The organism is Aeromonas lacus (assembly GCF_000764665.1).
Lineage (GTDB): Bacteria > Pseudomonadota > Gammaproteobacteria > Enterobacterales > Aeromonadaceae > Aeromonas > Aeromonas lacus.
In genome coordinates this window covers 1-15,338 of record NZ_JRGM01000145.1, presented here as the reverse complement: position 1 = coordinate 15,338, position 15,338 = coordinate 1, and the positions used below count along the sequence as shown (strand labels likewise).

The window sequence follows — 15,338 nt, the reverse complement described above, 5'->3', positions numbered from 1 at the left end:
GAAAGAGGGCTCCCGCGGGAGCCCTCTTTCGTTACTGGATGTCGATCTCGGCCAGACGATACCAGCCACTCTCTTCCAGACCTGCAATACCGAGCTGCAGGGCGGGCTGCTTGTCCTGACCGATGAAGGCCAGCTCCAGATAGTAGTGACCGCGTGCCATCCGGCCCGGCAGGGTCAGGCTGTCGCGAGTGGTAGCCTTGCTGCCCGGGATCCAGCGGGTCATGTCGTTGCGGGTCACCAGCATGGCGCCGACCTGCCCTTCCTCGTTGACCAGCCGGTAGGTGAGCGGCCAGTTGCGATAGGCCGGCGCTACCCCGTCGTTGTGCCAGTCGCCGTTGAGGGTAAGGGTAGCCCCCGGTTTCATGGTTCCCTTGAGGGTCAGCTGGTCCAGCACGATGCGATAGCCCATCTTGCGCAGGGCATTGTCGACGATGGGTCGATATTGGGGGGGAACCGGATCCGACTTGAGGTTGATGGTGGAGGCGTGTTGGGCCAGCGCCCAGTCAAAGGTGGCCTTGACCTCCTCCATGGTGTACAGCTGCTGGCCTGGCCACTCGCTCAGTTTGCCGCACACCTCGAAACTGACCGGCGCCCGCTGCCAGCTGGAATCGAAGTTCGCCACATCGGCGCGGGCGCTCGCCAGTCGTTCCGGGTAGGCATTGCGCATGTGGCTCCAGCTTTGGGAGAAGTGGTGCCAGTCGCCGAGGCAGTCTGCCCGCCAGCCAGCTCCCTTGCCCACGGCATATTCGAACATGGGCAAGTTGTTGATCAGTATCAGTTTGGGGGTTCGCGGAAAAGCGGCCATCTGCAGGTCAACATAGGGTTTGAGCTGCTCGCTGCTGTAGCGCTGCTCCAGCGTCGGGCCGGGGAAGTTGCTCATGTGCCACTCTCCCCATGAACCTATCATGCCGATATCGACATGACTCAGCGCCGGGTTGCCATCGTAATGGGCGCCCAACGCCTGAAACAGCCGGGTGGCACGGGCGAGGAACTGCGGGTCGCTGTAGTCGGGCACAAAGGTCTGGTGGTTGTTCACCCACTCTCCCCTGATTCCCTTGTTGATGAGCCAGGCCGGGATCTTGCTGCCAGAGAAGGGCTCGTCAAGGGTCATGACTCTGAGGGTGATCGACTGTTTCGGGGTGGCGTGCTGCGCCTGATCGATGGCCCTGTCAATCAGGGCAAAGTTGTATTCGCCCTCCTGTGGCTCCAGCTCGCTCCAGTAGAAGCGGAAGTAGTCGACCGTGCTGACCGGATGTTCAGCCAGAGAGAGGGGATGACCCCAGCTGTTGTGAAACTCTTCGATGCCGACGCCGGGATTGTGCAAGAGGTCGTCGACCGGTTCGGGATGAATGGTGAGGGAACCTGCCAGCACGCCTTGCGTCCATAGCAAGCCGGAATAGAGCAGGATCCTGCCCGGATGCATTTTCATGTGATCGTCCGCCAGTGGAACATGGTTGCATGCTAGACAAATTGGCCGGCAAAGGCCCAGCCGGTTCAGTTATTTTTGAAAAGAACCGACTGAAGCCTTTGTTGTTTCGGTCAGAGATTGACGGAGGTTGTGCCCTCAGTCGTCATTGTCATGTCGGGCTGGGCGGGACTCGACACTCTGTTGCCCCATCACCTGATACCAGTCGAGCTTGCGGGTCAGCATCATGATCAGCGCCAGGGTGGCGAACAAGAGCAGGGCGCCGAGCAACAAGGCGATCTCTTCGGCCTGCAGCAGGCTGTAGAGGATGGCATAGACCAGCCCGAGCAGCGCCGCAAAGCCGATCCCCTGCTTCGGGCCGCCCAGCACATGACTGAGGTAGAAGCCGTTGAGCAGCACGCTGGCCAGTGCGGCCACCAGATAGGCCCAGCCAAAGCCGAGGTGTTCGGTCAGCGCCAGCAGCACCAGATAGAAGATAGCCTGCCCCATGCCTACCAGCGCGTACTGGATCGGGTGGACCCTCAGTCCCTTGAGCAGCTCGAACATGAAGAAGCTGATGAAGGTAAGGCCAATGAAGAGCAGGGCGTATTTGGCTGCCCGTTCGTTGAGCTGATAGTGATCCACCGGCTGCACCAGACTGACGCTGAAGGTCGGCAGCACTCCATCCCCGCCATTCATCGCCAGGTTGAAGCGGCTCTCCATGTCGGTGGCGAACCAGCTGGTCTGCCAGTTGGCGTTGAACCCCTCCTGATTGAGGCTGCGACTGGCCGGCAGGAAATCACCGATAAAGTTGGGGTGGGGCCAGTTGCCGGTCAGTTGCAGCTTGCTTTCCCGCCCGAGCGGCACCACTTCCAGCTCGTTCATCCCCTGCAGATTGAGCTCCAGATGGAAGGTGCCATTCTGCTGCGGCAGGCTGTCGAGAAGTGCGTGGATCCCGGCCTGGGTGCTGCCGAGGCGGGCACCCGGGGCAAAGGGGGTGCGTTGCTTGCCGAGCTGCAACTCGGGCACGCTGTTGATACCGCGGGCATCGGAGAGCACCAGACTCAGGTAGGGTTTGCCTGCCACCAGCTCGTTATCCCCGGCGAGCGGCGCGATCTCTTCTAGTTGAGCTGCTGTCGGCAGACGGCCGGAGAGGGAGAGGCGGGTCTGATAGACCTGCGCCTGATAGATGCCGAGCTTGCGCGGGGTCACCTCCATGGTGGCCTGCACGTCGAGCTGTTCCGGCAGCAGGTAGCGATAGGTCTGCTCCTGACGGACGAAGCGCTTGCCATCCTGCTCGACCGTCACCGAACGGGTATAGGGCTGCACGATAATCGGCCCCATCAGCCGTTGCGGGCCACTGCTGCTGGCCATGATGCTCTGGATCGCCTGATTGCGGTAAATCTGCCGCTCCCGGTTCAGCTCCATGATGGATTGCACCGGTACCATCAGCAGTAGGCTGAGCAACAGCAGCAGAAAGATCTTGTGGGTGAATATCTGTTTGACCATGACGCGTCTCCTTGTTCTGTGGAGCGAGTCTGTCAGTCCGGCGTGAAGTGGTGATGGGCTTGTGTGAAGTGGCGGTGAACTGTTGAAAAACGGCGCCATCAGGCGCCGCGGGATTGTTCAGGGGCGGGAGCGCACCAGTCGGGCGGCTTGCGCGAAACGATCGGTATGGCCATCGATCACTCCGTGTATAAAGTCGATGTAGTAGACCAGTTCCGGCATCTCCTCGATGGTGCTGGATGTCCAGTAGGGAGCGGCATTTTCTCCGTTGTCATGGATGTCCGGAAAGAAATTGGGATCTGTCATCGGTGCCCGGCAATCTTCGTCGAGCAGGGTGAAGAGCTCCTCGATGGTGGGGAGTCGCCACCCCTCGCCAAGGCGGGCCGCTTCATCCTTGGCTTCAAGCAGCGTCAGCAGGGCCGGTGTGCCCACGCATCCTTTCCCCTCCTGCCACTGGCTGCCAAGGCTGCACGCCTGCCATTCGAGCTGGTTGAGCCGATCATGGATGACCGCCCCCTGCCGGGTCAGGCGGTCGGAGAGGTCGCAGGCGGCCAGCGCCATGCTGGCCGGAAGCCAGAGCAGCCACAGGAATAATTTCATTTTTGTCTCTTGTGCGGATGGCGGTCAGCCCGGTGTCGGCGGGCTGACCCTGATGATCGGAGCGGGCTGCGAAGCTTTGGCCTCGAGCCCTGTCGTCAGGTTATGTGGGGATCAGAGCTTCTTGAGTTGCGCGGGCAGGGCGGCCAGCACCTCTTCTTTCGCCTTGAGGGAGGCGAATTGCTTGCCCGGTTTCTGCACCACGGTGTGGACGAAGATGAGCTGCTTGCCCGGTTTGCTGGCCCAGCCGACGAACCAGCCGATCTGCTGATCGCGGTTGAGGCTGCCATCCAGCTTCTTCGGGTAGCCCATGCCGGTCTTGCCGTGGATCTGCCAGCCGTCGATCTCGCTCACCTTGAGGATATTGGCGGTGTACTGCAGGGTCTGCGCCGAGACTGGCAGCTTGCCGCTCACCATCTTGCCGAGGAAGCGAGCCTGCTCCTCCGGACTGATGGCGAGGCTGGAGCTGAGCCAGGCCTGAGTCAGACCGTCATGCTTGCCCGGATTGCCGGAGAGATCCCGGTTGCCGTAGTCGAAGCGGTCGACATACTGCTGGAAACGCTCCATCCCCAGCCATTCGGTGATCTGCTGGGAGAACCAGACCACCGAGTAGGTTTCCCAGCGGCGCGGGGTAGTGGTTTCGCGCCAGGCGGGCAGCCAGCCGTCATAGCTCGGCTTGTAGGGCAGCGCAGGATGCTCTTCATCCACCAGAAAGCCGCTGTCATAGCCCATCAGCGCCAGCGGGATCTTGAAGGTGGATGCGGGCGGCAGCTGGCTGGAGCAGTCCCCTTTGCTGGAGAGGGTCTGACCGTTGCCATCGGCATAGAGAAAACAGCCGCTGGCGGCGGAGGCCGGCACTGCGCAGAGCAGACCGGTAGCCAGCAGGCCGGAAAGAAGCAGGCGAGACATGGGCGATTCCTTGGGTTGATAAGTGAAAGAGCGGCAGGATAGCGCCGCTCTGTGTGGTCAATGTGAAGTGGCCGTTGCTAGATGAGCGGCAGCCAGAATTCGGCGATGGCGCCACCTTCCGGCCGGTTGGCGAGGGTCAGACGGCCGCCATGCTGGTGGGCCACCTCATGGGCGAAACTGAGCCCGAGGCCGCTGCTCTTGCCCTTGTCGGGGCGCGGCAGTGAGTAGAAGCGCTCGAAGATCCGTGGCAGAGCGTAGTCGGGAATGCCGGGACCACTGTCGGTTACCCGAAAACAGTAGCCATCCTCCTGCTGGGTGCCACTGAGAGTGACGCTGGCGCCTGCCGGTGAAAAGTCGATGGCGTTGTCCAGCAGGTTGCCGATGGCCTGTTCCACCAGCAGCGGGTCCCACTTCTGTTTCGGCGCGCTGGCCAGCTCGGCCACCAGCACTACCTGCCGGCGCAGGGCGATAATCTGGCGAGCATCGAGCGCCCGCTTGCCGAGCCCGGCTGGCTCTACCGCTTGCCGATCCAGCCCCTGACCCGACTCCAGCCGCGCCAGTTGCAGCATCCGCTCGATCAGCTGCTGCATGCGGGCACTCTCCTGATTGATGTTGCCGATAAAGCGCCTGGCCACCTCGGGCGGCGGCGTTTCGGCCAGGATCTCCCCTGCCCCGCGAATGGCCGCCAGCGGGCTCTTCAGCTCGTGGGTCAGGCTATGGACGTAGTCCTCGATGTAGCTTTTGCCATCGAGCTGGTGGCGCATGGTCTCCAGCGAGCGACCGAGCCGATCCAGTTCGACGGTGTGCAGCCGTGGCAGCGGTGCCGCCTCCCCCTTGCTGACCGATTCGGCGTAGTGCATCAGTTTGCCGATGGAGCGGTTGAGCCACCAAACCAGCAGACTGCCGATCAATAGCGAGATGAACAGCATCTGGCCGGCGGCCTGCAGCAGCTCCCGTTCACCCCGCTCGATGGCGGGCATCAGGGTGCGATTGGGTTTGGCGACGGTGAGGGAGCCGATGATCACTGTCCCTTCCCGCAACGGTGCCGCCACATACATGGTCGAGCTGGCTGCATCGTCGGGATCGGTGCGGGTGCTGCGGGCGCCATACTGACCGCGCAGGGTACGGTAGACATCGTTCCAGCGGGAATAATCCTTACCCAGATCCGTGCCGTCGGAGTCGTAAATCACCATGCCCTGCCGATCCGTCACATAGATGCGGTACTCCGCCTGCTGTTTGAGGTGGCCGTCGATCATCGCATTGATGGGATTCTGGTTGAGGCGGGCGAAGGCGCTGGCCAGCCGCCCGTTCATCATATTGCCCTCTTGCAGATCATCGAGCGCCAGCGGTGCCAGCAGCTGGGTCATGTCCACCAGGGTATCCTCAGTGGCGCTGCGCACCCCCGGTTTGATCTCCTCGACGAAGATCTCCAGCACGAACCAGGCGGCCAGCGCGAAGATCAGCAGCAGGCCGCACAGCAGTTGCAGCCCGAGTCTCATGCCTGCTCCAGGCTGTAGCCCAGTCCGCGGTGGGTGAGGATCAGGTTGGCTTCGGGATCATGCTCGCGCAGCTTGGCGCGGATGGTCTTGATGTGGGTATCGACGGTGCGATCCAGACTCTCTTCCGCATCCTGCCACACCAGATCCATCAGCTGCTGGCGGGAGTAGACCCGGCCCGGCGCCTGCATCAGGGTCTTGAGCAGCAGATATTCGTAACGGGTGAGGGCCAGTGGTTGACCGCGAAAGTGAATACGGGCTCGCTCCTCATCCAGTGCCAGTAGCGGAGCTGGCTGGGCCGATGGCGGGCTGCGGCGCAGGATGACCCGCACCCGGGCACACACCTCCCGCGGCGAGAAGGGTTTGGCCACATAGTCATCGGCGCCGATCTCCAGCCCGATCAGCCGATCAATCTCCTCGCTGCGAGCAGTGAGGAACATCAGGGGAGTGTCGGTCAGCGTTCTGACCTGCTTGCAGAGCTCGAAACCGCTGATGTCTGGCAGCCCCACATCGAGGATCAGAAAGTCGGGCCGGCTCTGGGCCAACCGACTCAGCAGTTGCTGGCCCAGAGTGAACCACTCCACCTCGAAGCCATCGGTCTGCAGGGCATAGATCAGGGTGTCGGCGATGCTGGCCTCATCTTCCACCAGCCAGATAACTCTCTTTTGCATGGCATCCTCGTCGCAAATCGGCTCCTCATTCTGGCATTGAAGCAAAGCGGATCCTATTTGATGTTTTATTTTTCCAAAAAAGGCGCTAATATTTCGATGTTCTTTCGAATCGAAACTTAAAAATGACCAAACGTAATACTCAGCAGCGCCGTCACACCATAGTCACCCTGGTACAAGAGCAGGGGGAAGTGAGCGTCGATGCTCTCGCCAAACACTTTTCTACCTCTGAAGTGACCATCCGTAAAGATCTGGCCGTGCTGGAGACCGGTGGTCTGCTGCTGCGTCGCTACGGTGGCGCCGTCCCTCTCCCCTCCGAGATGGTGGTTGAGTCTAATCCTGAACAAGTTTCGAATCGAAAGCTGGCGATTGCCCGAGCGGCGGCCGAGCGGCTGCGTGATCACAACCGCGTCATCATCGACAGCGGCAGCACCACCAGCGCCATGATCCCGCTGCTCGGTAACAAGCGCGGTCTCATTGTGATGACCAACTCTCTCAACGTGGCGAGCGCCCTGCGTGAGCTGGAGAACGAGCCCACCCTGCTGATGACCGGTGGTACCTGGGATCCCCACTCCGAATCCTTTCAGGGTCAGGTGGCGGAGCAGGTGCTGCGCTCCTACGACTTCGACCAACTCTTTATCGGCGCTGACGGCATAGACCCGGATCGTGGCACTACCACCTTCAACGAGCTGGTGGGGTTGTCGCGGGTGATGGCCGAAGTGTCGCGGGAGGTCATTGTGATGGTCGAGTCGGAGAAGATCGGCCGCAAGATCCCCAATCTCGAACTTCCCTGGTCGAGTATCCATACCCTGGTGACCGACGAGGGGCTGGCCAGCGAGGCCAGAGAACAGATTCAAGCCCAGGGGGTGACGCTTATCTGCGCCCCGGTCACTTGCTGACATCGAGCTCTGAACCATCCAACTGACTTTACGATTTGCATCTCAAGGAGAAGTGTATGTGTGGCATCGTCGGGGCTGTTGCCCAACGTGATGTGGCTGAAATTCTGGTAGAGGGTTTGCGTCGCCTCGAGTACCGCGGTTACGACTCCGCCGGTGTGGCGGTGTTCAGTGCCAATCAGCCGCTGCAGCGGGTGCGCCGTCTGGGCAAGGTGGCCGAGCTGGCCAAGGCGCTCGACGAGCAGTCCGTCCACGGTGGTACCGGCATCGCCCACACCCGCTGGGCCACTCATGGCGAGCCCTCCGAGCGCAATGCCCACCCCCACGTCTCCGACCATATCGTGGTGGTGCACAACGGTATCATCGAGAACCATGAAGAGCTGCGTGAAACCCTCAAGGGGCTGGGCTACAAGTTCAACTCGGATACCGATACCGAGGTGATCGCTCATCTGGTGCACCACGAGCTGAAATCCGCCGACTCCCTGCTGGCTGCCATGCAAAAGGCGGTGAAGCAGCTGCGTGGCGCCTACGGTACCGTGGTGATGGACAGCCGCGACGACAGCCGCGTGGTCGTTGCTCGCTCTGGCTCGCCGCTGGTGATTGGCCGCGGTATCGGCGAGAACTTTATCGCTTCCGACCAGCTGGCCCTGCTGCCGGTAACCCGTCGCTTCATCTTCCTGGAAGAGGGTGATGTGGCCGAAGTGACCCGCCGCGACGTGCACATTTTCGACGTCACCGGCAACCCGGTTGAGCGTGAGGAGAAAGAGTCCGATATCTCCCACGATGCCGGTGACAAGGGCGAATATCGCCACTACATGCTCAAGGAGATCCACGAGCAGCCCAAAGCGATCACCAACACTCTGGAAGGGCGTCTGGGCAGCGATCACGTGGTGGTCGAATCGTTCGGCAACGGTGCGCGCGCCATCTTCGAAAAGGTGGAGCATGTGCAGATCGTCGCTTGCGGCACCTCCTATCACTCCGGCATGGTCGCCCGTTACTGGTTTGAAGAGATCGCCGGCGTCTCCTGCGATGTGGAGATCGCCTCCGAATTCCGTTACCGCAAATCCGTGGTGCGCCCCAACAGCCTGCTGATCACCCTCTCCCAGAGCGGTGAGACCGCTGATACCCTGGCCGCTCTGCGTCTGGCCAAGGAGTCCGGTTACATGAGCTCGCTGGCTATCTGCAACGTACCTGGCTCCTCGCTGGTGCGTGAATCAGCGCTGGCCTTTATGACCCGTGCCGGTGCCGAAATCGGTGTTGCCTCTACCAAGGCATTCACCACCCAGCTGGCTGGCCTGCTGATGCTGGTGGCCTCGGTCGGTCACTGCCGCGGCAATCTGAGTGCGGCCGCCGAGGCCGAGCTGGTCAAGGCGCTCCATGCCCTGCCCCAGCGCATTAAAGAGAGCCTGGCGCTGGCCAAGCAGATCGAGACTCTGGCCGAAGAGTTTGCCGATAAGCAGCACAGCCTGTTCCTCGGTCGTGGCAGCCAGTACCCCATCGCCATGGAAGGTGCGCTCAAGCTTAAAGAGATATCCTATATTCACGCTGAAGCTTATGCCGCTGGCGAGCTGAAGCACGGCCCGCTGGCGCTGATCGATGCCGAGATGCCCATCATTGTGGTGGCGCCGAACAACGATCTGCTGGAGAAGCTGAAGTCCAACGTGGAAGAGGTGCGCGCCCGTGGCGGTATTCTCTACGTCTTCGCCGATGCCGATACCGGCTTCAAGAGCGACGAGACCATGCGGGTCATGAACCTCAACCATGTGGAAGAGGTGATCGCTCCTATCGTTTATACCGTGCCGCTGCAGCTGCTCTCCTACCACGTTGCTCTCATCAAGGGCACCGACGTGGATCAGCCGCGCAACCTGGCAAAATCGGTGACGGTCGAGTAAGTCGCTGTCAGAGATAAAAAAAGAGCCGCAGTTGCGGCTCTTTTTGTTGCTGGCCTCCGCTCAGGAGAGGCGCAGGTTGGTGATGGTCACCTCGTCGAGGGAGGGCACTATGATGCCGCTGGTGATCCCCTTGGCGATGGCCTGACTGCGGTTCTTCGAGTCGGTCTTGTTGGTGACCTGATTGAGATGGAAGTTCACCGTCCGTTCGCTGATGCCAAGGATGGTGGCGATCTCCCAGGAGGTTTTGCCCTCGCTGGCCCAGAACAGGCACTCCTTCTCCCGATCCGACAACTCGGTCAGGTATCTCATCAAATCGGGGCGGCTTTTGATCAGCTGCAGCGCCGAGTTGAAGATGTAGCTGGCGCAGAACGACAGCAGCGGGACATTTTCAAACATCAGATCTGTGTTGGATTTGTCCTTGGTGATGAATGAGAGGATACCGTGCTCCCCCTGCGGGGTGTGGAGCGGAAAGGAGACGCCATTGCGCACCCCGAAATCGGCAGCCAGATTCATCACGTCGCGGCTGGCGCTGGGCAGCCAGGGCGAGTCGCAGTCGAGTTTGTTCCAGAAGATCGGTTGCGTCTGCTTCAGCCCCAGATAGACCACCGGATCCTGGGTCAGATACTGGTTTTCGCTGTAGGCGTCGAACCAGCTGGTCGGACAATTGTTGAACAGTGCCACGTGGGATTTTTGCATGCTGATGGGGAAAATAATCAGCAGCCGGAAGTAATCAAAGCCCATTTGATGACTAAAGCGCTCCAGCAGCTGCTGGATATCGCTGGTTTTTGTTGCCTTGGTGAACTTGTCGATGTGTTCCCAGATAGCATCGTTGAGCATGACTTTCTCCTTTTTCGATCTCTATCACACTGATCGAAAAGATTTTTCTCGTTATTTATGTTTTTTTGAGATGGCACTCGATGCCATTTATCCGTGCGTGTCTAAAAATTATCCTGTTTTTGTGCATAAAGGCCAAGAAAATCCTCTCGTTGCCAGCCCTCACTCCATTTGAGATAATGATAATAGTTATCATTAATAAGACGTGATTCCATGAACAAGTTATGGGGTGTGGCACTGTTGCCACTGTCAGTCCACTTTGCCGCGGTCGGTGACGAGCTGGTTGCTCCCGCCCTCAAGAACAGCATAGCTGCCGGGAAAGCCTCCCAGCAGCGGGTGGAAAAAGCCGCCGATGCCGCCGTTGCCGCACGACTGGAGCTGCAAAATGCCCAGCTGCAACTGCGCGACCTCGAAGCCTACAACCGCTACATGCAATCTCTGGTGGCCGATCAGCAAAATGAGCTGGGTAAATTGAGCCAGCAGCTGGAAGCGGTGCAAGAGACCCGTCAGGGCTTGATCCCGCTGATGCTGCAGATGCAGGCCGACCTGGAACAGCTGGTGCAAAACGACATCCCGCTGCGTAAGGAAGATCGTCTGGCGCGGGTTGAACAGTTGAAAGCGACCCTGGCCCGTGCGGACGTGAGCGAGGCGGAGAAATTCCGTCAGCTGTTGCAGGCCTATCAGATCGAAGCCGAATATGGCAGCCGGATGGACAGCTATTCCGCTGAGCTGGAGCTGGATGGTGCCCCGCGTCGGGTCGATGTGCTGGCGTTGGGTCGGGTCTCCCTGCTGGCGATGACTGCCGATCGCAGTCAGGCATGGCGCTGGTCTGCCGAGGCGAAGCAGTGGCAAGCCCTCGACAGCCAGTGGCTCTCCCCCATTGCCGAGGCGCTGGATGTGGCCGCCGACAAGAAAGTTCCCCAGTTGCTCAATCTCCCCCTCTCTGTCAGCCGTAGTCAGGAGGCCCAATCATGAGAGTCACCATGAAGTGGTTCCCCCTCTTTATTGCCCTCTCCTGCGGTGCCAACGCCGCTGTCGCCGATGAGTGGCAGCAGCAGGAACAGGCTCGTGAGCAGCAGGCTCAGCAAGATCTGGCGACCGTTGCCAAGGAGCTCGGCACTGCCCGCGCCAGACTGGCTGAGGCCCAGCGCCTGAGCAAAGAGCTGGCTGGCAAGTTTGCCAGCAACGAGAAGCAGCTGGTCGAGCTTAACGCCCGGTGGGAGCAAGCCTCCGGCGACATGAACGAGATCTTCGCGGTCACCCGTCAGGGCGCCAGCGATGCGGTCAAGCTGCTGAGCGAATCTGCAGTCGAGGGCCAGCACCCTGAGCGTCTCGCCCCGCTGAAAGCCATGGCACAGGATAAACAGGTGCCGGATCGCGCCGCCCTCGCCCTGCTGCCCGCCACTCTGCTGCAGGAGATCCGCGAATCTGGCCGGATTGCCCAGTTCGATGGCAAGGTGCTCGATGCTCAGGGGGCTGCCAGCGAGCAGCCGCTGACCCGGGTTGGCAGCTTTGCCCTGCTGGGGAGCGAAGGCTTCTTGCAACCGACCGCCGAAGGCTCGAGCCCGGTACTGGGTCTGCCCGGTAGCGTACTCTCTGCCGTTGCGGCTTATCAGGGTCAGGAAGGGGAAGCGCTGCCGCTGGATCCTTCTCATGGCACTCTGCTGGCGATGCTGGCACAGGCGCCCACCTTCTGGCAGCAGGTACAGCAAGGTGGTCAGGTTGGCGCCATTATCGTGCTGCTGGCTGCCATTGGTTTGGGAATTGCGGCGGTACGGCTGTGGAGCCTCTCCCGCGAACTGGGTCGGGTTCGTCGCCAGCTCAAGAGCGGCGAATATCACGCCGACAACGCCCTCGGCCGGGTACTGACGGTGGCGGACAAACACCCCGAGCTGAGCATGGAGACCCTCGAACTGCGTCTTGATGAAGCGATCCTGCAGGAGACCCCTCGCATGGAGCGTGGCATCGGTATGGTCAAGGTGATCGCGGCCATCGCCCCAATGCTGGGTCTGCTCGGTACCGTGACCGGAATGATCGGCACCTTCCAGGCCATCACCCAGTTTGGCACCGGCGATCCCAAGATCATGGCGGGCGGCATCTCCATGGCGCTGGTCACCACGGTACAGGGTCTGGTGGCGGCCATTCCGCTGATCCTGGCCCACAGCCTGCTGCAATCGCGCTTCACCGAACTCTCCAATGTGCTGGAGCAGCAGGTGGCCGGCATTCTGGCTGAGCGCGCCGAGAGCAATAACAACGGGATGGAGCGAGCAGCATGATGCTCGACATCTGGCAACAGCTGCAGAGCTTCATGGGCCGTGGCGGTCCGGTGCTCTGGGTCATTCTGGCCCTGCTGGTGCTGATGTGGATTTTGATGATCGAGCGGCTGCTCTACCTCAATCTTGGGTTCGGCCCGTTGCAGCAACAGCTGCTCGGCCGCTGGCAGGCTCGCAGCGAGCGCCACAGCTGGCACGCCCGGGCAATCCGCAGCCGCTGGCTGGCGCAGGCCGAGCTGGAACTGAACCGTCATCTGATCTTCATCCGCACCCTGGTGGTGCTCTGCCCCATGCTGGGGTTGCTGGGCACTGTGACCGGCATGATCGGCGTATTCGATGCGTTGGCTGCGGCCAACCGCTTTAACCCGGAGAGCATGGCGGGCGGGATCTCCCGCGCCACCATCCCCACCATGGCAGGCATGGTGGTGGCGCTCTCCGGCGTGTTGTTACTCAGTCGGCTCGAGAGTCAGGCCAAGCGTGCGCTGGCCAAGACCCGGGACGGCCTGCGAGAAGAGAAGGTAATGCAATGAGACGGCAATCCAAACGCCAGCGTGACGAAGTGCAGATCGACATGACCCCCATGCTGGATATCGTGTTCATCATGCTGATCTTCTTTATTGTCACCACCTCCTTCGTGCGCGAAGCCGGGCTCGAGGTGCACCGCCCCCAGGCCAGCCAGGCCAAGGCGCAGAAATCCTCCAGCATCATGCTGGCGATCGGGGCTCAGGGTCAGATCTTCCTCGACCGCAAGCAGATCGATGTGGAGCGGGTACAGGCCACCATCGCCCGCCTGCTGGCGGAGCAACCCGATGCCAGTCTGGTGATCCAGGCCGACGAGCGTGTGCCCCACGGCAAGGTCGTGCGGGTGATGGATGAGGCCAAGGCGGCGGGTATCGCCAATATCGCTGTGGCGGTGGCGCCGAAATGAAATACAAGCTGATGAGCCTGGGGCTGGGGATCGCCCTCAGTCTGGGCATCCTGCTGTTCATGGCCACGCTGGTTGAACCGCCTCGAGGTGAGAAGGTGGCGAGCGAGCAGAAGCCCATCGTCATCAATATGCAGAACGAAGTGACCGAGGTGCAGGTGCGCGAGCGTCCGGTGCCGCAGGAACCCGAACCTCTGCCAGAGCCTCCCGCTGCATTGGCCTCCACACCGCTGCCGATGCCCGCAGCGGCCCCCTTGGCGGCCGTTGAGCCGAGTCTGGATCTGGTTTCCAGTCTCAGCGCTGTGCAGGTGTATGCCCCCGGCGTGGCGACCAGTACTGCACCGGTATTGAGTGGCAACTATCACGGCCAGCAGCAGGGTGCGGGTATCAGCGCCGGTGACATGTTGATGCCGTTGCAACGGATTGAGCCGGTTTACCCCTATCGTGCCCAGCAGTCAGGGATCGAAGGATTCGTCACCCTGCGCTTTAGCGTGAATGCCGAAGGTGGCGTGCAGGATGTGGAAGTGGTCGAGGCCAAGCCCAAGCGTCAGTTCGAGCGGGCGGCCATTCAGGCGATCAATAAGTGGCGCTATCAGCCGAGACCGGGTGCCACCGACAAGCTGGTGCAAGTCATCACGCTCAAATTCAAACTGGAGTCATAACTATGTTGCGGATCTGGATCTGTCTGCTGGCCCTGGTCGGCCAAGCCTGTCTGGCGATGGAGGTCAGCCCTCACTTCTCCCGTCAGCTTGAACCCGTGATGAAGCTCTATCAGTCCGGCCAGTGGCAACAAGCCCAGAGCAAGGCATCCGGCCTCAAGCCAAATAGCGATGCCGAGCGTGCCTGGCTGGCACAGTTGCAAGCCTCGCTGGCGGCCAATCTGCAACAGACCGCCCAGGCGAGTCGTTACGTCGAACAGGCCCTTGCCTATAAAGAGTGGCCCGAGCAGCAACAGCTCCAGCTGTTGCGACTGCGCGGCGATATTCAGGCCCAGCAATCCAACTGGTCTGGTGCCATCGCCAGCTACAAGGCGGCGTTGGCACTCAAGCAAGACGATGCACTGCGCCTGCGTCTGGCCGGCCTCTATTACCACAACAAGCAGTACGGTGACGCTGCCAGCCAGAGCGAACAGTTGTTGAAGAAGGGTTGGCATAAGCAGGCCGCTATCATTCGTCTCTCCGCCCTCACCGCTCAGCAACGTTATGGCGTGGCGGCCGATCAGGCGGCCGAGCTGATCCGTCACGAGCCGACAGAGAGCAAATGGTGGCAACAGGGGGTGTCGCTCAACCTCTCCGCCAAACGTGGCGATCAGGCGCTGGCATTGCTACAAACTGCCATCGACAGAAAACTGATGGATGACGCGTCAGCCCGTAATCAGCTGATCCGCCTCTATGCCTGGCAAGGGCTGCCTTATCGCGGTGCCCGTCTGCTGGAAGCGGCCATGGCCAAGGGACAGATGAAGCAAAGTGCTGAAAACCGCCAACTGCTGGCCCAATTGTGGGAAGGTGCCCGGGAGTGGTCACAAGCTGTCGATAGCTGGCAACTGCTGGCCAACCAGCATGGCCAGCCCAAAGCCGCCATGCGCGCCGCCGAACTGCTGCTGCAACAGGGCAAGACAGATGCCGCCATGACCCAGCTCGCCGCTATCAAGTCGGTAAAAGGCGAGCAAGGCAATCGTGCCAAAGCATTGCTGGTGCAGGCACACCTTAATAAGGAGCAGTATGCCCAGGCGCTGGAACTGGCCCGTGAGCTGCAGCAGCAGGATAACTGGCAACAGAAGGCAACCAGCTGGGTCAACTATATCCGGGCACAAAGCGAAGAGTTGAGCAAAAAAGCGGCGTAAAAGAGGCGCCAAGGGGTTGTTTTGGGGTGTTCAGTTCGCTTTTTCAGCAAACGAACGCATTTTTGCAAAAAGCCCTTGTCATCGCGGCGCGGCT

At 60.8% G+C, this 15,338-nt stretch carries 15 protein-coding genes; 8 read left to right on the top strand and 7 right to left on the bottom strand.

Annotated features, from left to right (window positions below; translation table 11 throughout):
- Positions 1-31 precede the first annotated feature (31 nt).
- The 6 genes from LG31_RS0114830 to blrA all read right to left on the bottom strand — a co-directional run bounded on the left by LG31_RS0114830 (position 32) and on the right by blrA (position 6,584).
- A complete protein-coding gene (locus tag LG31_RS0114830; RefSeq protein ID WP_033115228.1) occupies positions 32-1,429 on the bottom strand; it encodes a DUF4832 domain-containing protein in 1,398 nt (465 codons plus the stop codon).
- Between the two features lie 135 nt (positions 1,430-1,564).
- Positions 1,565-2,914 carry a cell envelope integrity protein CreD gene (gene creD / locus LG31_RS0114825; protein WP_033115227.1) on the bottom strand — a complete coding sequence of 450 codons (1,350 nt, stop codon included), beginning with the start codon at positions 2,912-2,914 and terminating at the stop codon, positions 1,565-1,567.
- A 117-nt stretch (positions 2,915-3,031) separates the two neighbouring features.
- Positions 3,032-3,511 carry an Lcl C-terminal domain-containing protein gene (locus LG31_RS0114820; RefSeq protein ID WP_033115226.1) on the bottom strand — a complete coding sequence of 160 codons (480 nt, stop codon included), beginning with the start codon at positions 3,509-3,511 and terminating at the stop codon, positions 3,032-3,034.
- A gap of 111 nt (positions 3,512-3,622) precedes the next feature.
- Positions 3,623-4,417: an OXA-12 family class D beta-lactamase gene (gene blaOXA / locus LG31_RS0114815; RefSeq protein ID WP_033115225.1), complete on the bottom strand. Its 795-nt coding sequence runs from the start codon at positions 4,415-4,417 to the stop codon at positions 3,623-3,625.
- A 77-nt stretch (positions 4,418-4,494) separates the two neighbouring features.
- Positions 4,495-5,916, bottom strand: coding sequence for a beta-lactam sensor histidine kinase BlrB (gene blrB / locus LG31_RS0114810; RefSeq protein WP_033115224.1), 1,422 nt, complete (start codon positions 5,914-5,916; stop codon positions 4,495-4,497).
- Positions 5,913-6,584, bottom strand: coding sequence for a beta-lactam response regulator transcription factor BlrA (gene blrA / locus LG31_RS0114805; RefSeq protein ID WP_033115223.1), 672 nt, complete (start codon positions 6,582-6,584; stop codon positions 5,913-5,915). The genes blrB and blrA overlap by 4 nt, the downstream gene beginning before the upstream one ends.
- A gap of 122 nt (positions 6,585-6,706) precedes the next feature.
- Between blrA and LG31_RS0114800 the strand changes: the two genes are divergently transcribed.
- Together LG31_RS0114800 and glmS are read left to right on the top strand one after the other, a co-directional pair.
- On the top strand, positions 6,707-7,480 hold the full coding sequence (locus LG31_RS0114800) for a DeoR/GlpR family DNA-binding transcription regulator (protein WP_033115222.1): 774 nt from the start codon (positions 6,707-6,709) through the stop codon (positions 7,478-7,480).
- 56 nt (positions 7,481-7,536) lie between these two features.
- Complete coding sequence (glmS, locus tag LG31_RS0114795; protein WP_033115221.1) at positions 7,537-9,369, top strand: glutamine--fructose-6-phosphate transaminase (isomerizing); 1,833 nt, start codon at positions 7,537-7,539, stop codon at positions 9,367-9,369.
- Between the two features lie 60 nt (positions 9,370-9,429).
- On the opposite strand, the gene LG31_RS0114790 is transcribed toward glmS, so the two are convergent.
- Positions 9,430-10,206, bottom strand: coding sequence for a helix-turn-helix transcriptional regulator (locus tag LG31_RS0114790; RefSeq protein ID WP_033115220.1), 777 nt, complete (start codon positions 10,204-10,206; stop codon positions 9,430-9,432).
- Positions 10,207-10,416: 210 nt separating this feature from the next.
- Here LG31_RS0114790 and LG31_RS0114785 point away from each other — a divergent pair, with 210 nt between their 5' ends.
- Genes LG31_RS0114785 through LG31_RS0114760 form a run of 6 tightly spaced genes read left to right on the top strand, consistent with a single transcriptional unit; the run spans position 10,417 to position 15,244 of the window.
- The gene (locus LG31_RS0114785) at positions 10,417-11,178 is read left to right on the top strand and encodes a DUF3450 domain-containing protein (protein ID WP_033115219.1); all 762 of its coding nucleotides are present in this window, start codon (positions 10,417-10,419) and stop codon (positions 11,176-11,178) included.
- The gene (locus tag LG31_RS0114780) at positions 11,175-12,479 is read left to right on the top strand and encodes a MotA/TolQ/ExbB proton channel family protein (protein ID WP_033115218.1); all 1,305 of its coding nucleotides are present in this window, start codon (positions 11,175-11,177) and stop codon (positions 12,477-12,479) included. The genes LG31_RS0114785 and LG31_RS0114780 overlap by 4 nt, the downstream gene beginning before the upstream one ends.
- The gene (locus LG31_RS0114775; RefSeq protein WP_005339367.1) at positions 12,476-13,006 is read left to right on the top strand and encodes a MotA/TolQ/ExbB proton channel family protein; all 531 of its coding nucleotides are present in this window, start codon (positions 12,476-12,478) and stop codon (positions 13,004-13,006) included. The genes LG31_RS0114780 and LG31_RS0114775 overlap by 4 nt, the downstream gene beginning before the upstream one ends.
- Positions 13,003-13,404: an ExbD/TolR family protein gene (locus tag LG31_RS0114770; RefSeq protein WP_005339369.1), complete on the top strand. Its 402-nt coding sequence runs from the start codon at positions 13,003-13,005 to the stop codon at positions 13,402-13,404. The genes LG31_RS0114775 and LG31_RS0114770 overlap by 4 nt, the downstream gene beginning before the upstream one ends.
- Positions 13,401-14,063 (top strand): energy transducer TonB, encoded by a 663-nt coding sequence (locus tag LG31_RS0114765; RefSeq protein WP_033115217.1) that lies wholly within the window; start codon positions 13,401-13,403, stop codon positions 14,061-14,063. Before LG31_RS0114770 ends, LG31_RS0114765 begins: the two co-directional genes overlap by 4 nt.
- A 2-nt stretch (positions 14,064-14,065) precedes the next feature.
- Positions 14,066-15,244, top strand: coding sequence for a hypothetical protein (locus tag LG31_RS0114760; RefSeq protein ID WP_033115216.1), 1,179 nt, complete (start codon positions 14,066-14,068; stop codon positions 15,242-15,244).
- Positions 15,245-15,338 lie beyond the last annotated feature (94 nt).